The organism is Collinsella sp. LCP19S3_B6 (assembly GCF_052121815.1).
GTDB lineage: Bacteria > Actinomycetota > Coriobacteriia > Coriobacteriales > Coriobacteriaceae > Collinsella.
Genome location: NZ_JBQKDN010000025.1, coordinates 1 through 23704, shown reverse-complemented (window position 1 = coordinate 23704; position 23704 = coordinate 1). Strand labels below are relative to the sequence as shown.

At 59.5% G+C, this 23704-nt stretch carries 19 protein-coding genes and 1 tRNA gene; 17 read left to right on the top strand and 3 right to left on the bottom strand.

The annotated features are described in order from the left end of the window. Positions 1 to 354: 354 nt before the first annotated feature. Both ACTQWD_RS08020 and ACTQWD_RS08015 read right to left on the bottom strand, forming a co-directional pair. On the bottom strand, positions 355 to 1119 hold the full coding sequence (locus ACTQWD_RS08020; RefSeq protein WP_427729159.1) for an SDR family NAD(P)-dependent oxidoreductase: 765 nt from the start codon (positions 1117 to 1119) through the stop codon (positions 355 to 357). Between the two features lie 199 nt (positions 1120 to 1318). Continuing rightward, positions 1319 to 2662 carry a homoserine dehydrogenase gene (locus ACTQWD_RS08015; protein WP_441559704.1) on the bottom strand — a complete coding sequence of 448 codons (1344 nt, stop codon included), beginning with the start codon at positions 2660 to 2662 and terminating at the stop codon, positions 1319 to 1321. Between the two features lie 252 nt (positions 2663 to 2914). On the opposite strand from ACTQWD_RS08015, the gene ACTQWD_RS08010 reads away from it, so the two are divergent. The 8 genes from ACTQWD_RS08010 to ACTQWD_RS07975 all read left to right on the top strand — a co-directional run bounded on the left by ACTQWD_RS08010 (position 2915) and on the right by ACTQWD_RS07975 (position 10815). Next, the gene (locus tag ACTQWD_RS08010; protein ID WP_427719714.1) at positions 2915 to 4081 is read left to right on the top strand and encodes an ABC transporter substrate-binding protein; all 1167 of its coding nucleotides are present in this window, start codon (positions 2915 to 2917) and stop codon (positions 4079 to 4081) included. A 269-nt stretch (positions 4082 to 4350) separates the two neighbouring features. Beyond that, the gene (locus ACTQWD_RS08005; RefSeq protein WP_427719715.1) at positions 4351 to 5538 is read left to right on the top strand and encodes an ABC transporter substrate-binding protein; all 1188 of its coding nucleotides are present in this window, start codon (positions 4351 to 4353) and stop codon (positions 5536 to 5538) included. Positions 5539 to 5677: 139 nt separating this feature from the next. Further along, positions 5678 to 6559, top strand: coding sequence for a branched-chain amino acid ABC transporter permease (locus ACTQWD_RS08000; protein ID WP_154517188.1), 882 nt, complete (start codon positions 5678 to 5680; stop codon positions 6557 to 6559). A gap of 9 nt (positions 6560 to 6568) precedes the next feature. Next, positions 6569 to 7648 carry a branched-chain amino acid ABC transporter permease gene (locus ACTQWD_RS07995; RefSeq protein WP_441064165.1) on the top strand — a complete coding sequence of 360 codons (1080 nt, stop codon included), beginning with the start codon at positions 6569 to 6571 and terminating at the stop codon, positions 7646 to 7648. Next, on the top strand, positions 7638 to 8498 hold the full coding sequence (locus tag ACTQWD_RS07990; protein WP_427719717.1) for an ABC transporter ATP-binding protein: 861 nt from the start codon (positions 7638 to 7640) through the stop codon (positions 8496 to 8498). The genes ACTQWD_RS07995 and ACTQWD_RS07990 overlap by 11 nt, the downstream gene beginning before the upstream one ends. Beyond that, positions 8499 to 9212 (top strand): ABC transporter ATP-binding protein, encoded by a 714-nt coding sequence (locus tag ACTQWD_RS07985; RefSeq protein ID WP_229770701.1) that lies wholly within the window; start codon positions 8499 to 8501, stop codon positions 9210 to 9212. A gap of 124 nt (positions 9213 to 9336) precedes the next feature. Beyond that, a complete protein-coding gene (locus tag ACTQWD_RS07980) occupies positions 9337 to 10014 on the top strand; it encodes a copper homeostasis protein CutC (RefSeq protein ID WP_441559703.1) in 678 nt (225 codons plus the stop codon). A gap of 3 nt (positions 10015 to 10017) precedes the next feature. Next, on the top strand, positions 10018 to 10815 hold the full coding sequence (locus ACTQWD_RS07975) for a DUF4931 domain-containing protein (RefSeq protein ID WP_441559702.1): 798 nt from the start codon (positions 10018 to 10020) through the stop codon (positions 10813 to 10815). Positions 10816 to 10845: 30 nt separating this feature from the next. On the opposite strand, the gene ACTQWD_RS07970 is transcribed toward ACTQWD_RS07975, so the two are convergent. Then, a complete protein-coding gene (locus ACTQWD_RS07970) occupies positions 10846 to 11844 on the bottom strand; it encodes a bile acid:sodium symporter family protein (protein ID WP_441559701.1) in 999 nt (332 codons plus the stop codon). 275 nt (positions 11845 to 12119) lie between these two features. On the opposite strand from ACTQWD_RS07970, the gene recJ reads away from it, so the two are divergent. From recJ to rplT, 9 genes are all read left to right on the top strand, one after another. Further along, positions 12120 to 15407, top strand: a complete 3288-nt coding sequence (recJ, locus tag ACTQWD_RS07965; RefSeq protein WP_441559700.1) for a single-stranded-DNA-specific exonuclease RecJ — start codon at positions 12120 to 12122, stop codon at positions 15405 to 15407. A 14-nt stretch (positions 15408 to 15421) separates the two neighbouring features. Beyond that, positions 15422 to 17782, top strand: coding sequence for a RelA/SpoT family protein (locus ACTQWD_RS07960; RefSeq protein ID WP_154517206.1), 2361 nt, complete (start codon positions 15422 to 15424; stop codon positions 17780 to 17782). A gap of 86 nt (positions 17783 to 17868) precedes the next feature. Then, complete coding sequence (locus ACTQWD_RS07955; protein WP_441559699.1) at positions 17869 to 18552, top strand: MBL fold metallo-hydrolase; 684 nt, start codon at positions 17869 to 17871, stop codon at positions 18550 to 18552. 194 nt (positions 18553 to 18746) lie between these two features. Next, the gene (gene fba / locus ACTQWD_RS07950; RefSeq protein WP_154517212.1) at positions 18747 to 19613 is read left to right on the top strand and encodes a class II fructose-1,6-bisphosphate aldolase; all 867 of its coding nucleotides are present in this window, start codon (positions 18747 to 18749) and stop codon (positions 19611 to 19613) included. A 349-nt stretch (positions 19614 to 19962) separates the two neighbouring features. Beyond that, the gene (locus ACTQWD_RS07945) at positions 19963 to 21396 is read left to right on the top strand and encodes a transglutaminase-like domain-containing protein (protein ID WP_441559698.1); all 1434 of its coding nucleotides are present in this window, start codon (positions 19963 to 19965) and stop codon (positions 21394 to 21396) included. Between the two features lie 39 nt (positions 21397 to 21435). Then, positions 21436 to 21522: transfer RNA gene (locus ACTQWD_RS07940), tRNA-Leu, on the top strand. 616 nt (positions 21523 to 22138) lie between these two features. Then, on the top strand, positions 22139 to 22708 hold the full coding sequence (gene infC / locus ACTQWD_RS07935; RefSeq protein WP_006234423.1) for a translation initiation factor IF-3: 570 nt from the start codon (positions 22139 to 22141) through the stop codon (positions 22706 to 22708). A 32-nt stretch (positions 22709 to 22740) separates the two neighbouring features. Beyond that, positions 22741 to 22932 carry a 50S ribosomal protein L35 gene (gene rpmI, locus ACTQWD_RS07930; RefSeq protein WP_006234422.1) on the top strand — a complete coding sequence of 64 codons (192 nt, stop codon included), beginning with the start codon at positions 22741 to 22743 and terminating at the stop codon, positions 22930 to 22932. A gap of 46 nt (positions 22933 to 22978) precedes the next feature. Further along, on the top strand, positions 22979 to 23338 hold the full coding sequence (gene rplT / locus ACTQWD_RS07925; protein ID WP_006234421.1) for a 50S ribosomal protein L20: 360 nt from the start codon (positions 22979 to 22981) through the stop codon (positions 23336 to 23338). The last annotated feature ends 366 nt before the right edge of the window (positions 23339 to 23704 follow it).

The following is a 23704-nucleotide window of genomic DNA, read 5'->3' as shown; positions in this document are numbered from 1 at the left end:
CGATACAATACGGAGAGGCGCAGCGATGCGCTCGGCGGCCGCACGCCGGCCGAGTTCCGCGCCGCGCTGGGAAGGGCCGCGTAACGGTCCAAGAAATCGTCCGCAGTCCCGGTCAAAATGGGATGCGCTTTCCGAATCAAAGGCCTTGCGGAAAGCGCGTCCCAGAATTGGCGTTCAAAACGGGGCGCATTTTCCGAAACATGGCCCTGAGGGAAGCTGTGTCCCGTTCTGAGCTGAAATACCGGGACGCAGTTTCCCTTTCAAACAGAACAAGGCGCGCTGCCTGCGGTTGATGCAGGCAGCGCGCCTTTTGCGTTGGGCCTCGTTGAGGTTCGAAGTCGTGGCTTGCGACCTTTAGGAGCGGGCGGCTCCGTCGACGGGGAGCACGGCGCCCGTGACGTAGGAGGACATGTCGCTCGCCAGGAAAACAAAGGCGTTGGCGACATCCTCGGGCTCGCCCATGCGACCCAGCGGAATGGTGGCGATGATGGGCTTGATGACCTCTTCGGGCAGGTTGGCGACCATATCGGTTTTGGTTACGCCGGGTGCGACGGCATTGACGCGAATGCCCATGGGGGCGAGCTCGCGCGAGAGCGACTGGACCATGCCGTTGACGGCAAACTTGGACGTGGGGTAACCGACGCCGGAGGGCTGACCGTACTTGGCGACCATCGAGCTCGTGGTGGTGATGGTGCCGCCGTGGCCGGCCTCGGTCATAATCTTGGCGGCCGCCTGGTGACCGTTAAAGACAGCGACGACGTTAAGGTCCATGACTTTGGCGAACTCCTCGGCCGTGTAGTCCAAAAGCGGCGAGCGCTGGGAGATGCCGGCGTTGTTGACGACCGTGTCCAAGCCGCCCATGTCGGTTGCAGCCTGGGTAAAAGCCTCGGTCACGGCCTCGAGTGAGGTGAGGTCGCAGGAGCGGCCCCAGACCTTGGCGTCGGGATAGGCGGCCGCCAGCTTCTCAACGGCCGCGTCGGCAGTCTCCTGGCGCGAGCCAAAGACGGTGACGGCGGCACCCTCTTCGATAAAACGGCAGGCGATGGCATAGCCGATACCGCGCGTGCCTCCGGTGACGATTGCTTTCTTGCCCTCGAGCAACATAGTGCTTCCTCTCATCGCGGGCGGACACTCTCAGCACAGCGTAGCGGTAGCCGGAATCGACCGCGTTTGCATATCGGTGAACGGTAGCGCGCGTTACCGATGAGCGGCTCGCGCAAATGTGCTCTGCCGTTGTGCTTAGGGCAGGAGGCAAAAGGGCTCCCGTCCCACATCGGACGGGAGCCCTCAAAGCGCGTATTGCTAGGCGAGCGTTGGGTTAGTTGGCCATGACGCCTTCGGTCCAGGCCTCGACGTCCTCGATGCGCAGGACGTTGGCGACCTCGGCCACGCAGTCGACGCTGGCAAGCTCGGCCGCGGCAGCCTGGACGTCCTTCTCGAGCGCGCGGTGCGTCAGGAAGATGACCGAGCAGGCATCGCTGACGCCCGACTTGCCGTCCTCGACCTGGTTGATGAGCGAGATCGAGATGTTGTGCTTGGCAAAGATATCGACCGTCTCGGACAGGGCACCCACGCGGTCGGCGACCTTCAGGCGCACATAGTACTTGGTCTGGAGCTCGTCCATGGGCTTAAAGGCGAGGTTGTGGCCATAGGGCTCAATCTCGGGCAGCGGAGCCACGCCGCGGCTGATCTGCTCGGAGAGCGACAGGATATCGCCCACGACGGCGCTCGCGGTGGGGAAGGAGCCTGCGCCGGCACCGTAGAACATGGTCTCGCCCACGGCGTCGCCTACCACGTAGACAGCGTTCATGGCGCCGTTGACCTTGGCAAGCATGTGGTCGGCGGGAATCAGCGTGGGATGCACGCGGACGTCGACGCCGGCGTCGGTGTTGCGGGCGATGCCGAGCAGCTTAATGGTGTAGCCGAGCTCGCGGGCCTGGGCGATGTCCTCGGCGCCGATGGTACGGATGCCCTGCTGGTACACATCATCGGTGGTCACGCGGGTGCCAAAGCCGATGGAGGCGAGGATCGCCGTCTTGCTGGCGGCGTCGAAGCCGTCGACGTCGGCGGACGGGTCGGCCTCGGCATAGCCCTTGGCCTGCGCGTCGGCAAGCACGTCGGCGTAATCGACGCCCTCGGCGTCCATGCGCGACAGGATATAGTTGGTGGTACCGTTGAGGATGCCGGCGATGGTCAGGATCTTGTTGCCCACCAGGTCGTGCTCGAGCGTGCTCACGATGGGGATGCCGCCGCCGCAGCTGGCCTCGCACTTAATCTGCACGCCGCACGCGCGCGCCTTCTCGGCAAGCGTCTCGACGTGGCGGCCCAACAGGGCCTTGTTGGCAGAGACGACGTGCTTGCCGTTCTCAAAGGCGGTGGTGAAGATCTCGGTCGCGGGATGCTCGCCGCCGATCAGCTCGACGACGATATCGACGGCTGGGTCGGTAACGACGTCATGCCAGTCACTCGTAAAGGCCTCGCGCTCAATACCGGCTGCCTCGGCCTGCTCCCAGGCAAGCGCGCAGGCGCGGGTCAGCTTAAGGTCGATGCCGTAGGCGGCCAGGTACTCATCGTGGTGGCTCTTGATCAGACGGGCCACGCCGCCGCCGACGGTTCCCAGACCGATCAGACCGACGTTCACGGTGCGCAGGGGTTCGCTCATAGATAGCTCCTTCGTGCATCTTATAGATTGATTGATCAAGTAATGTTGAGTGCATTCTAGCGTGAACCGAGAGCGCGCGCTCGCCAGGCAACAGGAGTCGCACAAAACGGCACCCCCGAAACGCTGCGGAAACATTGGAAACATGCTCGCTACAAACGGAACTCCGTAACAAACTGTCAACGTTTGCGCCATAAGGTTTGCCCCGTACCGCAAGACGGCCGCACCGCGGCCAGCGAAAAAAAGGGGGACACCATGTTCAACATCAACAGCACGCTCAGCCGTAGGAACTTTCTTGCCGGCGCCGCGGCGCTCGGCAGCGCTGCCGCGCTCGCTGGTTGCTCGTCGGGTGGCTCGGACGGCGGCTCCGCCGATGACGGTAAGACCTTCAAGATCGGTGTCATCGGCCCTCTGACCGGCGCCGCGGCAACCTATGGCGTTTCGGCCGAGAAAGGTGCCAAGCTCGCCGCCAAGGACTTCTCGACCAAGGATCTCAAACTCTCGCTTAAGTCCGAGGATGACGTCGCCGACGGCGAGAAGGCCATCAACGCCTTCAATACCTTGTGCGACTGGGGCATGCAGGCGCTCGTCGGCCCCGTCACGACTGGTGCCGCCGTCGCCGTCTCGGGCGAGATAGCCGACGATATGCTCATGGTCACGCCTTCGGCCTCGTCGCTCGACGTCACCAAGGATAAGACCACGGTCTTTCAGGTTTGCTTCACCGATCCCACCATGGGCGCCAGCGCCGCGAAGTTCCTGGCCGAGAAGTATGCAGACGCCAAGATCGCCCTGTTCTACAACTCCGGCGATACGTATAGCTCGGGCGTTGCCGACGCTTTTGCCGAGCAGGCCAAGGCGTCCAAGCTCGATATCGTCGATACCGAGACCTTTAAGGACGACTCTTCCACGAGCTTTACCAACCAGCTCACCAAGGCCAAGGAGGCCGGCGCCACGCTTATCTTTGCCCCGATCTATTACACGCCGGCGTCCGTCCTGCTCAAGAACGCCAAGGACATGGGCTACGAAATGACCCTCATGGGCACCGACGGCATGGACGGCCTGCTCTCCGTTGAGGGCTTCGACACCTCTCTTGCCGAGGGCGTGCTGCTCATGACCCCGTTCTCTGCCGACGATGAGAAGAACGCCGACTTCGTCAAGGCATATAAGGACGCCTACAACGAGACGCCCAACCAGTTTGCCGCTGATGCTTATGACTGCATCCACGCGATTGTCGAGGCAATCGATGAGGCGGACATCGACATTACGGTCGACGGCGCCGACATTGCCGGCGACCTTGCCAAGGCTATGCGCAAGATCAAGATTGAGGGCCTGACAGGCGAGCTCACGTGGAACGACGAGGGCCAAGTCGAGAAGCCCGCTACGGCCTATGTGATTCAGGACGGCAAGTACATCGCCGCCTAAGTGCATATAACGAGACCGGTGGGGCCATGTTATTCAGGGCAGGAAAGGTTGTAACAGAACGGAAACATTACTTTCACACAATAAAGTCGCTAAACTGTATAAACCGACAGAAATACGCATAATTATGGATAAATGGACAAGGCAAAAGAAAAGTTGAAATAATCGCCACTTTTCTCAACTAAAGCGTCTACTATTTTGCGAACGCCGAAGACGGCGGAGGATGGCCTGTCGGGTAACCGAAACCCGACGAGATTTGAGAGGAGAGCCGCATGTCGAGCCTCACCGGTAAGTCATTGAACCCTGTTATGAATCGCAGGAGCGTTATCGCGAGCGCAGCAGGTCTGGGGGCGATGTCCATTCTAGCTGGCTGCTCCTCCAACGGCGGCGACAGCGGTTCCGCTTCGAGCGACGCTTCGTTTAAGATCGGCACCATTGGCCCGCTGACCGGTGCCGCCGCGTCTTACGGCAAGTCCGTTACCCAGGGCGTCGAGCTTGGCTGCAAGGACTTCTCCACCAAGGAGCTGCCGCTTGCCAGCAAGGCCGAGGACGACCAGGCCGACGGCGAGAAGGCCGTCAACGCCTTTAATAACCTGCTCGACTGGGGCATGCAGGCCCTCGTCGGCCCGACCACCACGGGTGCGTCGGTTGCCGTTGCCGCAGAGTGCAGTAACGACCCCAAGACATTCATGATCACCCCGTCCGCGTCCTCCGAGGACGTCACCGACGGAAAGGATTGCGTCTTCCAGGTTTGCTTTACCGACCCCAACCAGGGCGTCAACGCTGCCAAGTTCTTGGCAGAGAAGTATGCGGACGAGAAGTTCGTGCTGTTCTATAACTCCGGCGACGCTTATTCTTCGGGCATTGCAGATTCCTTTAAGGCTCAGGCCGCTGAGTCTAAGCTCGAGATTGTTGACGAGGAGACCTTTAAGGACGACTCCGCTACGAGCTTTACCAACCAGCTGACCAAGGCCAAGCAGGCCGGCGCCACCATGATCTTTGCGCCGATCTACTACACGCCGGCGTCCGTCCTGCTCAAGAACGCCAAGGACATGGGCTACGACGTCAAGATGATGGGATGCGACGGCATGGACGGCATCCTGGGCGTCGAGGGCTTCGACACCTCTCTTGCCGAGGGTCTGCTGCTCATGACCCCGTTCTCCGCCGACGACGAGAAGAATGCCGACTTCGTCAACGCTTACAAGGATAAGTACGGCGATACCCCCGACCAGTTTGCCGCCGATGCCTACGACGGCGTGCACGCGGTGGCCGAGGCCCTCAAGGAGGCCGGTCTTGGTGTCGACGCCGACCCGACCGAGGTCGCCGAGAAGCTGCCCAAGGCTATGCTCAAGATTACCGTTGACGGTCTGACCGGCAAGCTCTCCTGGAACGACAAGGGCCAGGTCCAGAAGGATCCTACGGCGTATGTCATCACCGACGGCAAGTACGTACTGGCCTAATAGGCCGCCTTACATAGAGCGGTTTTGATCCCAAGCAGGGGAGGTTTTCGCCTTCCCTGCTTGCTTGGTATCTGGGGACAACGTAACGTCCCTGTTTCATACATCAACTGGAAACCTATTCGAAAGGGGGATGTGGAACATGACGGTCTTTATCCAATACCTGGTCAACGGCCTGTCCATGGGCAGCGTCTACGCCATCATCGCGTTGGGCTACACCATGGTCTACGGTATCGCCAAGATGCTCAACTTCGCTCACGGCGATGTCATCATGGTCGGTGCCTATGTCTCGTTCTGCGCCACGTCGTATCTCGGCCTCCCGGGCTGGGCATCTGTAGTTCTCTCTTGTGTGGTCTGCACGGTTCTCGGTGTTCTCATTGAGGGTCTGGCCTATAGGCCGCTGCGCCAAGCAGGCCCGCTGGCCGTTCTGATTACGGCCATCGGTGTGTCCTACTTCCTGCAGAATGCCGCGCAGCTTCTGTGGGGCGCCACGCCCAAGAACTTCACTTCGCTCGTCACCTTCCCGGTGCCGGAGTTCTTGGCCAAGTTCAACGTAAGTGCCGTCTCGCTCGTCACCATCGTCGCCTGCCTGGTTATCATGGCCGGTCTGATGATCTTTACAGGTAAGACCAAGATGGGCAAGGCCATGCGCGCCGTGTCCGAGGACAAGGCCGCCGCTCAGCTCATGGGCATCAACGTCAACCGCACCATCTCGATGACGTTCGCCATCGGCTCCGCCCTTGCCGCCATCGCCGGTGTGCTCCTGTGCTCCTACTCGCCGGTTCTGCAGCCCACCACGGGCGCCATGCCTGGCATCAAGGCCTTCGACGCTGCCGTTTTCGGCGGCATCGGCTCCATCCCCGGTGCCTTTGTCGGCGGCATTCTCATCGGCATCATCGAGGCGATGGCGCAGGCTTACATTTCCACGAGCCTTGCCAACTCCATCGTCTTTGGCGTTTTGATCATCGTCCTGCTCGTCAAGCCTGCCGGCCTCTTGGGCAAGTACGTACCCGAGAAGGTGTAGGTGAGCGTTATGAAGTTTCTTACAGACAAGCAGACGCGTCACGACTTTGTCACGTACGCCATGTGCGTTGTGGCGTTCGCCATCGTGTTCTTTATGCAGTCTAACCACATGATTCCGCGCATGATTGTCGGTCAGCTGGTTCCCATCACGGCCTATATCGTCATGGCCATCTCGCTCAACCTCGTCGTCGGCATCGCGGGCGACTTGTCGCTAGGCCACGCGGGTTTTATGAGCGTCGGCGCCTATACGGGAATCGTCACCGCCGTCGCGCTGGAGAGCGCCATTCCGTCTGACCCGGTGCGCCTGATCATCAGCATTGTGGTCGGCGCTATCGCCGCCGCCATTCTGGGCTTCCTGATCGGTATTCCGGTTCTTCGCCTGAGCGGTGACTACCTGGCCATCGTAACCTTGGCCTTTGGCGAGATTATCAAAGAGATCGTTACCTGCCTCATTGTGGGCGTCGATTCCCGCGGCCTGCACGTGATCTTTAACATCACGGGCAATTCCACGATCGACGACCTACACCTGCTCGAAGACGGCACCGCTATCATCAAGGGTGCCCAGGGCGCATCTGGTGTTTCGACCTACTCGACGTTCCTTGCTGGCGCCATCCTGGTTATGGTTGCGCTCGTGATTGTGCTCAACTTGGTCCGCAGCCGCACCGGTCGTGCCATCATGGCCGTGCGCGATAACAAGATCGCTGCCGAGTCCGTGGGTATCTCCGTCACCCAGTACCGCATGATCGCCTTCGTGGTTTCCGCCGCTCTCGCCGGTGCTGCCGGAGCCCTCTTCGGCGGTAACTTCTCGCAGCTCTCCGCCACTAAGTTCGACTTCAACACGTCGATTCTCATTCTGGTGTTCGTGGTCCTGGGCGGTCTGGGCAACATGCGCGGTTCCGTCATCGCGGCGGCGCTGCTCACGGTGCTCCCCGAGCTGCTCCGTCAGTTCTCGGACTACCGCATGCTCATCTACGCCATCGTGTTGATTCTGGTCATGGTCTTTACTAACAACCCGCAGCTCAAGGCGTTCTTCGCGCGCATTAAGGACCGCTTTGCTTCCAAGAAGGAGGTGGCAACCGATGCCCAGTAAGTTTGAGTTCAACAAGGGCAAGATGGTCCCGTATCCTTCTGGCGCCATCGTTCCTGACCGCGACCTGGGCGAGCGCCCGGCGCTCGAGTGCATCCACCTGGGCATTGAGTTCGGCGGCCTTAAGGCGGTCGACGACTTTAGCCTGACCATCGGTAAGACCGAGATCGCCGGTCTCATCGGCCCCAACGGCGCCGGCAAGACCACGGTCTTCAACCTGCTCACCAAGGTGTACCAGCCCACGCACGGCACCATCCTGCTCGACGGTGAGGACACCTCGGGCAAGTCCGTCTACCAGGTCAACCGCATGGGTATCGCTCGTACCTTCCAAAACATCCGCCTGTTCAACACCATGACGGTGGAGGACAACGTAAAGGTCGGCCTGCACAACCAGGAGCGCTACTCCGGCTTTGAGGGCGTGCTGCGCCTGCCGACGTATTGGAAGCACGAGAAGGCCGCCCATGAGCGCGCCATGGAGCTTCTGTCTATCTTTGATATGGAACATCTGGCAAACGAGCAGGCCGGCTCGCTACCTTACGGCGCTCAGCGTCGTTTGGAGATCGTCCGCGCGCTTGCCACCAATCCCAAGCTACTACTGCTCGACGAGCCTGCCGCCGGCATGAACCCGTCCGAGACTGCGGAGCTCATGGCGAACATCGTCAAGATTCGCGACACCTTTGGCATTGCCATCATGCTCATCGAGCACGACATGTCGCTCGTCATGAATATTTGCGAGGGTATCTGCGTGCTTAACTTTGGCAAGGTCATCGCCAAGGGCACGGCCGAGGAAATCCAGAACAACGAAGCCGTTATTGAGGCTTATCTGGGCAAGCAGGATAAGGGGGAGAACTAAATGGCAGAGCCGATGCTTTCCGTCTACAACATCAACGTCTGGTACGGCGCCATCCACGCCATTAAGGACATCTCCTTTAACGTTAACGAGGGCGAGATCGTGGCCCTGATTGGCGCGAACGGCGCCGGCAAGTCCACGACGCTCAAGACTGTCTCGGGCCTGCTGCGCTCCAAGACCGGCTCCATCAAGTTTATGGGCGAGGACATTATCCATACGCCCGCCGACAAGCTGGTTGGCAAGGGCCTGTCTCAGGTACCCGAGGGGCGTCGTGCCTTTTTGCAGATGACGGTCGAGGAGAACCTGGAGATGGGTGCCTATACACAGCCCAAGTCCACGGTTGCCCCGGGCCTCGAACGTGTTTACGAGCAGTTCCCGCGCCTGAAGGAACGCCGTCGCCAGGTGGCCGGCACCCTTTCGGGCGGCGAGCAGCAGATGCTCGTTATGGGTCGTGCCCTTATGAGTAACCCCAAGCTGCTCATGCTCGACGAACCCTCCATGGGTCTGGCGCCGATCCTGATCGAGCAGATCTTCCAGATTGTCGAGGATTTGCACAAGGCCGGCACCACGGTGCTCCTGGTCGAGCAGAACGCGCAGATGGCGCTTTCCATCGCCACACGCGGCTACGTGCTCGAGACCGGCAAGATCACCATGACCGGCACCGGCCAAGAGCTGCTGCACGACGACAACGTCCGCAAAGCTTATCTTGGTGGTTAATCCATCCAGTAATAGGGGCGCTGACCAACTCGGTCAGCGCCCCTTTTGAAATGATCCGTTGGCTTGGTATTTAAAGTGCGACAATGCCGTGTGGAAATAGAAGTGTCATCTGGGGGGTCTATCTATGCTGTACGAGTTTTGTGCCGAGAACTTTGAGCGGGTGCCGGCGGCCATTGCGGCCGGTGCGGGACGCATTGAGCTGTGCGACAACCTTGCGGTTGGTGGCACCACGCCCTCGGCCGGCGTTATCAGCGCTACGACCAGCTATGCTCGCGAGCACGATGCACGGGTGATGTGCATGATCCGTCCGCGTGGCGGCGACTTTTACTACAACCAGGACGAGCTGCGCATGATGGAGATGGACTTGGGCCTTGCCGTAAGCGCCGGCGTCGATGGCTTGGTCTTTGGTTGCTGCAAGCCTTGTGCCGGCGGATGGGCGCTCGATGAACTTGCGTTGGGCGCCCTTGTGATGGCTGCGGGCTGCGCGACCGAGGAGTGCAAGCGCGAATCCATCGACATCACCTTTCACATGGCGTTTGACCAGCTCTCGCCCGAGGCTCAGCTCGACGCGATTGACACGCTCGCCGACTGCGGCATAACGCGCATCCTTACGCATGGCGGTGCCGCCGGCACGCCGATTGAGGACAACCTGGAGCATCTGTCGCACCTTATCGACTACGCGGACGATCGCCTGACCATCCTTCCCGGCGGCGGCATTTCCGCGGCCAACCGCGATACCGTGGCTGCGGCACTGGGCGTCTCCGAGCTCCATGGCACCAAGATCGTGCCGCTGGAGGTATAACCCGTGCCCCTGGTATTTGACGTTCAGCAGGCGAGCGGGAAGCCCGACGACAACCGGCGCCCTGGCACCGCGTGCCCCTTTTGCGATACCGAGGAACTCGCCAATATCATCCGGCGCGACGGTGACTGTATCTGGCTCGAGAATAAGTTCAAGACCCTGCGCGCCACCCGTCAAACCGTGCTGATCGAGTCGTCCGACCATGACGCAGACCTGGTGACCTATGCGCCGGACGAGCTGCATCATGTGATGCGGTTTGCCCTGGGTTGCTGGCAGCAGATGATCGATTCACGGCAGTATCGAAGCGTGCTCATGTACAAGAACAAGGGTCCGCTCTCGGGCGGTAGTCTCGTTCATCCGCACATGCAGATTGTGGGTTTGGAGCAGGAAGATGGCTATGCTTCGCTGACTTCCGCCAATTTCGAAGGTATCAATGTCTGGCAACAGGGGAGAATTGCGGTCAACATCTCAACCGAACCGATTATGGGGTTCTTTGAGGTCAACGTTTCAGCTCCGCGGGGAATCGCCGCCAGCGATGACACGCGGGACCAAGCCGAGGCGGATCTCTTCGCCGATGCGATCCAGGTAGCTCTGCGTTATATCCTAAACGAGCACCACGGTGGCCGTGCAGAGTCGTACAACTTGTTCTTCTATCACCTGGGCGGTCGGACCATTGCCAAGGCGCTGCCGCGTTGGGTGGTTTCGCCCTACTTTGTCGGCTATCGTTTGGCCCAGGTCAATGCCGAGACGACGCTCGATATCGATGCTGAGCGCCTGCGCGCGCATCTGGAAACGCTCGTATAGCAAGACTAACACCCGCGTAATGCGGACAGTCTAGCGTGCCATGGCGTCGCGGCCGGCCTCGACGCGCTTGCGCTGGGCAGCGCGCTCCTCGCCGGTTAGACGCTCAAAGAGATGCCCGATAAGCGAGGCAAGTACCTGCTGAAACAGCGTTCCGCACATGACGGGAAATACGACTTCGCCCGGAAAGTATTGCGTGGCGATGACGGCGCCCGAAGAGATGTTGCGCATGCCGCAGGTAAAGCACATGGTAGTCGTTTCGCTATACGGCAGATGCAGTGCGCGGGCGACCAGAATACCGATGACAAAGCCGCTGATGGCGAAGATTAAAATAAAGAGGGCGACTTCCAAGCGCACCGCGTTCATGTGCAGCACGTACTCGCTCATGGCGGTGGAGTTCGACGCGATAACACCCATCATCATGAACTTGCAGGCGGGCGAGAGCGCGGGGGAGAGCTTCTCGTGTCCCCATCCGCGCGTGAGTTCGTTAATCACGATGCCGAGCAGGGCGGGGATAGCGATCATGAAGGCCATGTTCTGCATCATGCCCGGCACGTCGATCGAGACGGTGGCGCCCAGCAAGAGCTTAAGCGTGAGCGGAATCGTAACGGGTGAGATAACCGAGGACGTCAGGATGATGGTGAGCGCGAGCGGGCCGTTGCCGCCGAACATGCTAATCCACATAAAGGCAGTGACTGCCACAGGTACGCTGTACTCGAGCACGATACCGCAGACTAGGTTGGGGTTGGAGCCAAAGAACAGCGACCCCATGGCATAGGCTGTTATGGGAATAAGCACCGCCGAGACCAGCAGCGCCAAAATCAGGTGCAGCGGACGGCGGAATACTTCGGCTACCTGATGGAAGGTGTTGCTGAGGGCACCTTGGAACGTCATAAAGGCAAACAGGGTGGGGACGATGGGCTTGAATACGCCGATCTGCTGGGGAAAGAGCACGCCGAGCGTCACGCAAATCGGAACGATGATCTGCATATGCCCCGCGAGGAACTTACCCAGTCCAACCCATTGCTTCATATGCGCTTGTGACTCCCTTTGCTCGTGAATCCGTTTTGAATGGATATGCTAGACGCTCGCATGCGTCCGTGTGGCTGAAACGCCCGATTATTTCGAGGCTATTACCGCCCTCGTTTATCGAAACCACGGCGTGCTGGACGTTGTGCGTCCGCGCCGCACGGTATAATAAATCCGTACAACAGATCTGCCTGCCGAAGCGGGCATACACAGAGGACTCATCGCTATGAACCGTGAGAGGTATCGCGGCGACCTGCCCCTATCGGGGGTGGGCGCCTATGTCATCGCTTAAGACAACGCATCGCTGGGCGGTCGCTCAGCAAAACCCCGAGCTCGAAAAGGAGCTTTCGGCTGGCCTGGGCATACCCGGGCTGGTGGCGCGCATTATGGTTGCGCACGGCATTACATCCATCGAGGAAGGCCAGCTTTTTTTGACGCCTTCGCTCGATCGCGACTGGGCGGACCCGCTCGTTATTCCGGGTATGGCGGTCGTCGTCGACCGCGTTGAGCGTGCTATTCGCAGCCACGAGCGCATCGCCGTCTTTGGCGATTTTGACGTCGACGGCATTACGTCGACTTGTCTGTTGACCGAGGCGCTGCGTTCGTTTGGCGCCAACGTCACGCCGTTTATTCCGCATCGTTTTGACGAGGGCTACGGCCTGTCGCGTGCGGCGCTCGACCGCGTTAACGAGCTCGCTCGCCCCCAGCTGATCGTGACCGTCGATAACGGCATTGCCGCCAAGGAAGAGGCCTCCTATCTGGAGAGCCTGGGGATCGATTTGGTGGTCACGGACCATCACGAGCCGTCCGACCAGGTGCCGCAGGACGTGCCCCTGACCGACCCCAAGCTCGAGGACAAGGGTCCCTCGCGCGAGCTTGCCGGTGCCGGCGTGGCACTCAAGCTGGTGCAGGTCCTGGGCGAGCGTTTGGGCAAGCCGTCGTATTGGCGTTCGCTGATAGAGGTCGCGGCGCTGGGCACCGTGTCCGACATGATGCCGCTTACGCCCGAGAATCGCGCACTGGTCGCCGAGGGCATCCAGCAGATGCGCGTGACGGCCCGTCCCGGCTATATCGCGCTTGCCGCACTTGCCAAGGCCGACCTTTCTACCATTACGGCCGACGGCCTGTCGTTTTCGCTCATCCCCCGTCTGAATGCTGCCGGCCGCATGGCCGATCCCAAGCTGGCGCTCGACCTGCTGCTTGCCCGCGACCCCATCGAAGCGAGCGCGCTTGCCGCCGAGCTCGAGGAAATCAATCGCCAACGCCGCGAGATCGAGGCCGAGCTTACGCGCGATGCCATGGCGAAGGTCGAGGAGACTTATGACGGCGGGCGCGCAATCGTCGTGGGCGGCGAGGGCTGGCACGAGGGCGTCAAGGGCATCGTGGCGAGCCGCTTGACCAATCGCTATCACGTGCCGGCGCTGCTCTTCTCGATCGAGGATGGCGTTGCGCGCGGATCGGGCCGCTCGGTGGGCAAGATCAACCTGTTCGACGCCGTCGAGCGTTGCTCCGACCTGCTGATTCGTCGCGGCGGGCATGCCGGTGCGGTGGGTGTGACCATCGAGGCATCCAAGCTCGATGAGTTCCGCCGTCGCCTTTCGGCCGTGCTATCGGAGCTTCCCGCCGAGGACTTTGAGGACACTGACGAGGTTGCCGCCACCGTTGATCTCTCCGAGCTAAATATCGAGACCATCGAGCAAATTTCCCGTCTTGAGCCGTTTGGCCAGGGCAATAAGGTGCCGCTTCTGGCCGCCGAGGGCGTGACGATGTGCGATCGCGCCGTGGTGGGCAAAACCGGCGAGCACATGCGCTTTGTGGCGACCGATGGTGCCGCGAGTGTGCCGGCCATCATGTTCCGCGTGCCGCAGATCGATAGGCTCATCAATTGCGACAGCGCCGTCGACTTGGTGTTCGAGGCCGTGGCCGAGCATTGGCAGGGACGTGTGAAGCCCAAGCTCATGATCAAAGATGTCTTGGTGCGCGATACCGCGGCGCCCAATATCGACGATCCGGCATGTGAGCTTCGCCGCGGCGTGCAACCGGCGGATTCTGGTCTGCGCCTGGAGTCGCGTAAACGCGAGACGCTCGCCCAGCTTTCTTATACCGAGCTCACGCGCTCGCTTATCCATAGCTTTATCGGCTCGAACCAGCCGCATCGCGCGCAGGTCGAGGCACTCGACGCGCTTGCCGACCATCAGAGCGTTTTGGCCGTTATGGGGACGGGGCGTGGCAAGTCTCTGATTTTCCATGTGCATGCCGCGCGCGAGGCGGTTCTTCGCGGGCGTGCGAGTATTTTTGTCTATCCTCTGCGTTCGCTCGTTGCCGATCAGGCCTATCACCTTTCCTCGACGATGGCCGCGCTCGGCATTGGTGTCGGCGTGCTGACTGGCGAGACCGTGGAGGCCGTACGCGATGACGTGTTCGCCGGCCTTGCTTCGGGTCGCACCGGTATCGTTCTCACGACGCCCGAGTTCTTGTCTATCCACCGCGATCGATTTGCGCGTTCTGGACGTATTGGCTTCGTTGTTATCGATGAGGCGCACCATGCCGGTCTTGCTAAGGGTGGTGACCGGAGTGCATACCTCGATATGCCCGATATTCTTAAAGCCCTGGGCGACCCCGTTGTCATGGCGGCAACGGCTACCGCGACGGCTCCAGTTGTGGCAGAGCTTGCTCGCGTATTGCCGATTACCAGCACGGTGGTCGACGAGACCGTTCGCGAGAACCTACAACTCGAGGACGATCGTGACCTTGCGAGCCGTGAAAATCGCCTGGTTTCGATCGTTGCGACGGGGGAGAAGACCGTCATCTACGTGAACTCGCGCGACCAGTCCGTGGCGCTTGCCAAGACGTTGCGCAAACGTGTGCCCGACTGCGCGACCCATATCGCGTTCTATAACGCCGGGCTTGCGCGTTCCGATCGCCGACGCGTCGAGGAGGCGTTTCGAGATGGCAGCCTGAGCTGCATCGTTTCAACCTCGGCCTTCGGTGAGGGCGTCAACCTGCCCGATATCCGCCATGTCGTGCTCTACCACATGCCGTTTGGCGCGATTGAGTTTAACCAGATGAGTGGCCGTGCCGGCCGCGATGGGCAGCCTGCCGTGATTCACCTGCTCTATTCGTCTCGTGACGCTCGTATTAATGAGCGCCTGCTCGATTGTTACGCGCCCGAGCGCGATGAGCTTGTCACGCTCTATCGGGCGCTGCAGACCATGTGGCGCTCCAATCGTGGCAAGACGGGGGACGATTCATTCTGCGCAAGCGATATCGACATTGCGCAGATGTGCCTTGCAATCGACGCGCGCACGCCGGTCGATGAGCGTTCGGTGGCAAGCGGCTTGGGAATCTTCGAAGAGCTCGGTTTCTGTCACGTTTCGGGGTTTGACGATACCCGTCGCATCGCGATGACCGAAAACCCCGGGCGCGTGCAGTTGAGCAGGTCGATCCGCTATTTGGAGGGCTTGCGCTCGCGCATGGAGTTCTCGGCTTTCCGGAGTTGGGCACTCGATTCGTGCGCTTCTGATATGCTTACCAAAATTAACCGCCCGATCGTACCGCGGGCCTAGGGAAGGGGACCTCGATGGATGCCGCAGCCCGTACCGCCCATGATTCCGCCCTCCAGCCCTTTTCGGAGATGGAGCACTATACGCATGCCGATGATCTGCCGCCCGAGATTATGGCGGACAGCTACGACAAGCTGGAGCGCCTGTGCCTTAAATATATGAGTGAGGATGACTTCTCCAAGGTGGAGCAGGCCTACTGCTTTGCTGCCGAGAAGCACTGCAACCAAAAGCGGCGCTCGGGTGAGATGTACATTAACCATCCCGTCGAGGTGGCTATCATTTTGGCCGACCTTAAGATGGACTGCGATGTGGTGTGCGCTGCATTGCTGCACGATACCGTCGAGGATACCGATACCTCGCTTGCCGATGTTTCGGGTCTGTTTGGCGAAACCGTGGCAGAGCTCGTCGACGGCGTGACCAAGCTCACCAACATCGAAGTCGACAACATGGACGAAAAGCAGGCGCTTACGCTGCGCAAGATGTTCCTCGCCATGTCCAAGGACATTCGCGTCATCATCGTCAAACTCGCCGACCGCCTGCATAATATGCGCACGCTTGCCGCCCTGCGCGAGGACCGCCGCCTGTTTAAGGCGCGCGAGACCATGGATGTGTACGCGCCCCTGGCCGACCGCCTGGGCATGAGCTCTATCAAGTGGGAACTCGAGGATCTGTCCTTCTTCTACCTTGAACCCGACGCTTACCAGCGCATCGCCCGCATGGTGGCAGAGTCACGCGAGGTTCGCGAACGCTTTCTGGCCGAGACTATCAAGACGCTTACCGATGAGCTCGACCGCATTGGCCTTGAGGGTTTTCAGATCAACGGTCGTTCCAAGCACTATTGGTCCATCTATCAAAAGATGAAGCGCAAGGGCAAGGAGTTCTCCGAGATTTATGATCTGGTGGCGCTGCGCGTCATCACCCATTCGGTGCGCGATTGCTATTCCACGCTTGGTGCCGTGCATACTTTGTGGCATCCCATGCCCGGTCGTTTTAAAGACTATATCGCCATGCCCAAGGTCAATAACTACCAATCGCTCCATACGACGGTTATCGGCCCCACGGCCCGTCCGCTCGAGATTCAGATTCGAACCTACGAGATGCACGAGCAGGCCGAGTACGGCATCGCCGCCCACTGGCTATATAAGAAATCGGGCGGATCGTCTGCCTCCAAGACCAACGACGCACAGCGTCTGGACGATCAGATTAACTGGCTCAAGCACTCGCTCGATTGGGCAGCCTCTGACGAGATCACCGATGCCAAAGAATATCTGCACTCACTGAAGGTCGACCTGTTTGACCAGGAGATTTTTGTCTTTACGCCCAAGGGTGAGGTCATGGCGCTTCGTGCGGGCTCTACACCGCTCGACTTTGCCTACGCTGTTCATACCGAGGTCGGCAACCACTGCGTCGGCGCCAAAATCAACGGTGCGGTGGCTCCGCTCACGCACGAAATCAAGACGGGTGACCGTGTCGAGATCCTGACTAACAAGAGCTCCAAGCCGTCGCGCGATTGGCTCAAGATCGTCAAGACGCCTTCGGCCAAGTCAAAGATTCGCCGTTACTTCGCCGCTGCGACCAAAGACGATGACGCTGCTGCCGGTCGCGATATGCTGGCCAAGGACCTGCGCAAGCGCGGGTACGGCATCTCTACGCCGCGATCCACGCGTGCACTCAATGCCGTGGCGGAGCAGTTTAACTTCAAGCAACTCGAGGACCTGTTCGCAGCCGTTGGCGCGGGCAAGGTCGCCCCGCGCGCTGTGGGCAATAAGGTCGAGCAAATCTTGGATCCCAAGCCCGAGGAGCAGCTCACCAAGGCCGAAGCTATCGCTGAGGTCGTCAAGCAGCCTGCCCGCGGTTCCAACCGCAAACCGCAAAAGCGTGGCAAGAGTGCAAGCAACGGCATTATCGTCAAGGGCGAGAGCAACAGCGGCCTGCTGGTTCGTCTGGCGCATTGCTGCAATCCGGTGACGGGCGACGACATCGTGGGCTTTATCACGCGCGGTCGAGGCGTCTCGGTGCATCGTGCCAACTGCCCCAACGTCAAGGGTCTCATGGAACACCCCGAGCGCATGATTGACGTGGAGTGGGATGGTGCTGCCGATACGCTTTTCCAGGTCGAGATCGTGGTCGAGTGCTTGGATCGTATGGGCTTGCTCAAGGATGTCACCATCGCCATTGGCGATGCAGGCGGAAATATCCTTTCCGCCGCTACCTCGACCAACCGCGAGGGCATTGCGACCCTGCGCTTTATGGTCGAGATTTCGGACGCGAGCGGTCTGGATCCGCTGCTGGCATCCATCAGCAGTGTCGACTCGGTCTATGACGCACGCCGTCTGATGCCTGGCGAGGGTGGGGCTCAGCTTAAGCGTCGCGTATAGGCGTGACGAACGCACAACGGTAATGATATTGGCTACGTTCGAGGCATCGTTTGATGCCTCGACGCTTGTAGAAGGAGGACGTGCTCATGGTCACTGCAGCTTTGGACTTAACCCCTCGGGGTATGGCTTCGATCGAGGCGCTTGTAAACGGCCCCATTCAGACCAACAGTTACGCCGTAATCTCGAGCGGCGAATGCCTGATTATCGATCCGGCCTGGGAAGGTGAGCGTCTTGTGGAACATATCTATGCCAAGCATCCTGACGCGCACGTGCTAGGCGCTGTCTGCACCCATGGCCATGCCGATCACATAGGTGGCGTTGCCGGAGCGCGAGCCGCCGTCGGTAAGGGTTTCCTATATGAGTTAGGTGCGAAGGACGTGTTGGTATCTCGTGAGAATATCGAGGAGCAGCGAGCGATGTGGGGCATCGATACGCCCGATCCGGGCGAGCCGACGCGATTGCTTGCTGAGGGCGATACGATTGAATTGGGCGATATCTGCCTGCAGGTGATCGAGACGCCCGGTCACACACCGGGTGGCATTGTCTTGTTCGCCGCCACCGAGCAGGGAAGCATCGCCTTTGTTGGCGACACCCTGTTCCCGGGCAGCCACGGCCGCACCGATCTCGCCGGTGGAGACGAGGCGGCGATTTTGCGCTCGCTCTCCAAGCTCGCCCGGCTTCTCCCGCCCGATACCGTTTGCCTAACCGGGCATGGTGATTCGACCACTATGGCGCGCGAGCTCATGCAGAACCCTTTCATGCAGATGTAGCTTTGCAGTCAGCTGCTTAAGCACGAGAAGTGTCCAAACGTCAAGATATTTTCCCCAACGGGCCGATTCCGTAGGGCAAACGGTCAAAAAAAGTCTGTTTGGACGATATTCGTGAACAAACGAACGTTTACGCTCGGGTACGCCGTGGTAAAATCTCATGCGTTATCGGAGCAACCTTACAGGAGGTTTCTTTTATGCTCGTCAACGCAGCAGACATGCTCAAGAAGGCCGAGGCCGGCAAGTATGCTCTCGGTGCCTTCAACACCAACAACCTCGAGTGGACTCTGGCTATTCTCCAGGCCGCCGAGGAGGCCAAGTCTCCGCTGATCCTTCAGTGCACCGCTGGTGCCGCTAAGTGGATGGGCGGTTTCAAGGTCTGCGCCGACATGGTCAAGGCTGCCGTCGAGGCCACGGGTGTTACCGTTCCCGTCGCCCTTCACCTCGATCACGGTTCTTACGAGGACTGCTTCAAGTGCATCGAGGCCGGCTTCACGTCCATCATGTATGACGGCTCTCACGAGGAAACCTTCCAGCTTAACCTCGATCGCACCAAGGAGCTCGTTGAGCTTGCCCATTCCAAGGGCATGTCCATCGAGGCCGAGGTCGGCGGCATCGGCGGTACCGAGGACGGCGTGACCTCCAACGGCGAGCTCGCTGACCCCGCTGAGTGCAAGCAGATTGCTGACCTGGGCGTCGATTTCCTCGCCTGCGGCATCGGCAACATCCACGGCGTATATCCCGCCGACTGGGCCGGTCTTTCCTTCGAGCGTCTGAGCGAGATCAAGGCTCAGACCGGCGACCTGCCCCTCGTTCTGCACGGTGGTACCGGCATCCCCGAGGATCAGATCAAGAAGGCCATCTCCCTGGGCATCTCCAAGATCAACGTCAACACCGACCTGCAGCTTGTCTTCGCTGCCGCCACGCGTGAGTACGTTGAGGCTGGCAAGGATCAGCAGGGCAAGGGCTATGACCCCCGCAAGCTCCTGAAGCCCGGTCGCGAGGCCATCGTTGCCCGCACCAAGGAGCTCATGGAGGAGTTTGGCTCCGTCAACAAGGCGTAAGTAGCGGTTTAACTTCCCGCCGGAGGCCCCGTTTCCCCTACGCTGTTTCCCTCGCGCTCACCTGGCTTCGCCAGAAGTCGCGCGATGGAATCAGCTCCGGGGAAACGGGGCCTCCTTCGTTAACTCGATACGGGGTTACTGGGCTGAATTAAGATGGCTACTGGCTTTGCCAGAAGTCGCGCCAAGGAAACAGTTCCGGGGGACGGGGCTTCCTTCGTTTAACGCCGCAAGTTACGAGGCTGAATTATTTATTTGACTACCGCTCAGCGGTGTTGATGGCTCCCTTGTTGGGGCTTTCTTTTTATGTCGGTACAATGGTCTCGGGTTGTCGTTCTACGTGGGAGTGGTTATGGCTGTCGTTAATGTTTTGCCTGCCGATGGAAAGGTTGTTGCCGAGGGCCCCGTTGGTTGCTCTGTTGATGTTTGTTGCGATGATTTTCGTCATCTCGACATTGGATTGCCACCTGAGATCCTTCGTCTCAAGGACGCCGGGTACCTGGCGCAGGCTGTTGCGGCTTGCGACCGTCTTTTGGAGGAGAGCCCTGATCCCTCGTTGGCCGCTTGCGTTCGTGCCGAGCGGTATCGCATGATCGAGACGTCGTTTCATTTTTCGGTGCCGCGCGATCAGGCTATTGCGATGATCCGCGAGGAGTGGCCGGAGTTTACCGAGGATCAGTTTGACGACCTAATCGATCGCAAACGCATCGACTGGCGCTTTATCGATGGTGAACTGTTCGTTCTCGACAACTTCCTTGATTCTTTGCGTGTGTATCCCAAGGAGGTTCCGGGCCTGCGTCCCGATTCTACGGATGGAACTGCGCTGCGCAACCAGATGCTTAAGAAGATGGAATCACAGGGCGGGCTGTCTCGTGCCATTACGCTTAAAGCATCCGTGTCTGTTCCCGGTGCTCTGGAGGGGGAGGCCGTTCGCGCGTGGCTTCCCGTTGCCGCAGCCTGCCGCCAGCAGTCTCATATCGAGATTCTCGATATGACGCCGGAGGGGGTCCTTGCTCCCGCGAACGCTTTGGCGCGTACCGCCTCGTGGGTTTCCTCGGCTGATCGATCGTTCTCAGTGACCTATCGTTATCTGATTGATGCCGCTTATTGCGATATCTACGGGGGAGCGCTTCCGGCGCATCCGTGTATGGACGCGCCGCTGCCCAAGGATATTTCCGAGGACCGACCGCATATTGCATTCACGCCGTATCTGCAGCAGCTGACCGAACATGTTATCGATGGTCTCGAGGATCAGCTCGACCGCGCTCGGGCTATCTATGATTATTTGACGCATCATATCGACTATCGATACCAGCCACCGTATCTGCTTCTGGGCTCTATCGCCGATGACTGCGCGCATTCGCTTCGCGGTGACTGCGGTGTTATGGCACTCACGTTTATCACCATGTGCCGCATCGCCGGCGTGCCCGCACGTTGGCAGAGCGGCCTGTACGTTGCGCCCGACTCGGTGGGCTCGCATGACTGGGCGGAGTTCTATACACCGCAGACGGGTTGGCTTAACGCCGATGTCTCGTTTGGATCCTCGGCACGCAGGATGGGGGAGGAATGGCGCCGCCGCCACTACTTTGGCAACCTCGATCCATGGCGCATGGTGGCAAACTGTCGGTTCCAGGCAGAGTTTGAACCCGTCTTTGACGGTATGCGTGAGGACCCCTACGATAACCAGATGGGCGAGGCCTCGGTCGACGGTCGCGGATGCCGTCAGCGCGAGATGCTCCGCACGGTCGAACTCATCGAAATGCTCGAAGTTCCATTTTCGGACTAATCTACGGAAAGCTGTGATAAACTAACTCACGCAATACGTGCCCGAGTGGCGGAATTGGCAGACGCAGTGGACTCAAAATCCACCGTTGGCAACAACGTGCGAGTTCGAGTCTCGCCTCGGGCACCATACATGCATAAGAGCGTTCGAGGGGGTTAAGGCCCCCTTTTTCGTGCCGAACTCGCGTGAGCGCGCGGAGCGTTAAGCAAACAGGCCTGTGGCCTGTTTGTAGCGGAGCGTGGCGAGGGCGCCATGCGCCCGAAGCCCGGGGCTTCGCGAAGCGAAGGCCCTTCGAGTCTCGCCTCGGGCACCATACATGCATAAGAGCGTTCGAGGGGGTTAAGGCCCCCTTTTTCGTGCCGAACTCGCGTGAGCGCGCGGAGCGTTAAGCAAACAGGCCTGTGGCCTGTTTGTAGCGGAGCGTGGCGAGGGCGCCATGCGCCCGAAGCCCGGGGCTTCGCGAAGCGAAGGCCCTTCGAGTCTCGCCTCGGGCACCATACATGCAAAAGAGCGTTCAAGGGGGTCGAGGCCCCCTTTTTCGTGTACGTAATGTGATAACGAGCGGTACGTGTTATTATCGCCAAGGCGTTGTTTCCGCAATGCCCTAAAGAGGAACCCGAGGGTTCCCACCTTTTGGCGCCAATGAGCAGCTGACTGGTCATACAACTTAGATTCTCTTCCTCATATCGAGGATGTCTATGTGTACGACCTGGTTGCAAAAAAGCGCCGGGTTATTTTTTTATGAATGGAGGTAGGGAAAATAGCTAAGTCTGATGACACCCGCATCAACGACGAGATCACTGCATCTTCGTGCCGTTTGATTGGCGTCGATGGCTCTCAGCTCGGCCTGTTCGCCATCCGCGATGCCCAGCGCGTCGCCGACGATCAGGGTCTCGACCTTGTCGAGATCGCTCCCAACGCGGAGCCGCCGGTCTGCAAGGTCATGGACTACGGTAAGTTCAAGTACCAGCAGGCCATGAAGGCCAAGGCTGCTCGTAAGAACCAGTCCAAGGTCGAGGTTAAGGAAATGAAGTTCCGACCCAAGATCGACGTTGGCGACTACGAGACCAAGAAGGGCCACGTTCTGCGTTTCCTCAAGAAGGGCGCACGCGTTAAGATCACCATCATGTTCCGCGGCCGTGAGATGGCTCACCCGGAGCAGGGTCTTAACGTTCTCGAGCGTCTCGCCGAGGATCTTAAGCCTTACGCTACGGTCGAGTCCAAGCCTAAGATGGAAGGCCGTAACATGCTTATGCTGCTCGCCCCGATTAAGGGCGCCTTTGATGAGGATAAAGCGGCAAGTGATACTAAGTAACTAGTGTTCTGTAACCGATTAAGGAGTATTTCATGCCTAAGATGAAGTCCCACAGCGGCACCAAGAAGCGTTTCCGCAAGACTGGTACCGGCAAGCTTATGCGCGCCAAGGCTTTCAAGAGCCACATCCTGAGCAAGAAGTCCACCAAGCGTAAGCGTGGCTTCCGTCAGGAGACCGAGATCGCCGCTGCCGACCGCAAGGTCATCAAGTCGCGTCTCGCCTAAGTTAGCGTTCCCGTTTTTCGTTTAACCGTCTAGGAGTTGATAGAACATGGCACGTATCAAGCGCGCTGTTGCCGCCAAGAAGAAGCGCCGTACCGTTATGCACCGTGCGAAGGGTTACTACGGTGCCGCTTCGCGTACTTACAAGCATGCTAAAGAGCAGGTCCAGCACTCTCTGCAGTATCAGTACCGTGACCGCCGCAATAAGAAGCGCGAGATTCGCTCTCTCTGGATCACCCGTATCAACGCTGCTGCTCGCCTGAACGACATCTCTTACTCTCAGTTCATGCACGGCCTGAAGGTCGCCGGTATCGAGCTCGACCGCAAGGTCCTGGCTCAGATGGCTTACGAGGACATCGAGTCTTTCAACGAGCTGGCTACCATCGCCAAGAAGGCTCTCGAGGCCTAATTGATTCTCTTGAATCGCTAGGGGAGTGTCGCGCTGTGCGCGGCGCTCCCTCTTTTTATCTAAGGCGCTGGTTTATATAGCAAAAGCGCGGGTAAATAGACACTTACAGGTGACCGATCTTTATATATCTCTTAACCGAAGGGTCATCATCTGATACGTGCAGTATTTCTGCACCAGCCTTTCTATTACTTATATAGAAAGCGATATATTGTGTAGGACTTGTGAAGAGTGGAATTGACGTCCCACACCGCTTCGCGGTCTGGCAATATATCTCCTTGCCGCGCGGCCCGGTCGGACCGGGAACCGGCGCAGGCGTGCACCTTGAGAACCGGATACTGCGAGGATGGACACACCAGATGTGTCGCA

Excerpts from the sequence above, each read along its gene's own strand:
- ACTQWD_RS08020 (WP_427729159.1), bottom strand. The coding sequence starts at position 1,119 with ATGAGAGGAAGCACTATGTTGCTCGAGGGCAAGAAAGCAATCGTCACC.
- ACTQWD_RS08015 (WP_441559704.1), bottom strand. The coding sequence starts at position 2,662 with ATGAGCGAACCCCTGCGCACCGTGAACGTCGGTCTGATCGGTCTGGGA.
- ACTQWD_RS08010 (WP_427719714.1), top strand. The coding sequence starts at position 2,915 with ATGTTCAACATCAACAGCACGCTCAGCCGTAGGAACTTTCTTGCCGGC.
- ACTQWD_RS08005 (WP_427719715.1), top strand. The coding sequence starts at position 4,351 with ATGTCGAGCCTCACCGGTAAGTCATTGAACCCTGTTATGAATCGCAGG.
- ACTQWD_RS08000 (WP_154517188.1), top strand. The coding sequence starts at position 5,678 with ATGACGGTCTTTATCCAATACCTGGTCAACGGCCTGTCCATGGGCAGC.
- ACTQWD_RS07995 (WP_441064165.1), top strand. The coding sequence starts at position 6,569 with ATGAAGTTTCTTACAGACAAGCAGACGCGTCACGACTTTGTCACGTAC.
- ACTQWD_RS07990 (WP_427719717.1), top strand. The coding sequence starts at position 7,638 with ATGCCCAGTAAGTTTGAGTTCAACAAGGGCAAGATGGTCCCGTATCCT.
- ACTQWD_RS07985 (WP_229770701.1), top strand. The coding sequence starts at position 8,499 with ATGGCAGAGCCGATGCTTTCCGTCTACAACATCAACGTCTGGTACGGC.
- ACTQWD_RS07980 (WP_441559703.1), top strand. The coding sequence starts at position 9,337 with ATGCTGTACGAGTTTTGTGCCGAGAACTTTGAGCGGGTGCCGGCGGCC.
- ACTQWD_RS07970 (WP_441559701.1), bottom strand. The coding sequence starts at position 11,844 with ATGAAGCAATGGGTTGGACTGGGTAAGTTCCTCGCGGGGCATATGCAG.
- recJ (WP_441559700.1), top strand. The coding sequence starts at position 12,120 with ATGTCATCGCTTAAGACAACGCATCGCTGGGCGGTCGCTCAGCAAAAC.
- ACTQWD_RS07960 (WP_154517206.1), top strand. The coding sequence starts at position 15,422 with ATGGATGCCGCAGCCCGTACCGCCCATGATTCCGCCCTCCAGCCCTTT.
- ACTQWD_RS07955 (WP_441559699.1), top strand. The coding sequence starts at position 17,869 with ATGGTCACTGCAGCTTTGGACTTAACCCCTCGGGGTATGGCTTCGATC.
- fba (WP_154517212.1), top strand. The coding sequence starts at position 18,747 with ATGCTCGTCAACGCAGCAGACATGCTCAAGAAGGCCGAGGCCGGCAAG.
- ACTQWD_RS07945 (WP_441559698.1), top strand. The coding sequence starts at position 19,963 with ATGGCTGTCGTTAATGTTTTGCCTGCCGATGGAAAGGTTGTTGCCGAG.
- infC (WP_006234423.1), top strand. The coding sequence starts at position 22,139 with ATGGAGGTAGGGAAAATAGCTAAGTCTGATGACACCCGCATCAACGAC.
- rpmI (WP_006234422.1), top strand. The coding sequence starts at position 22,741 with ATGCCTAAGATGAAGTCCCACAGCGGCACCAAGAAGCGTTTCCGCAAG.
- rplT (WP_006234421.1), top strand. The coding sequence starts at position 22,979 with ATGGCACGTATCAAGCGCGCTGTTGCCGCCAAGAAGAAGCGCCGTACC.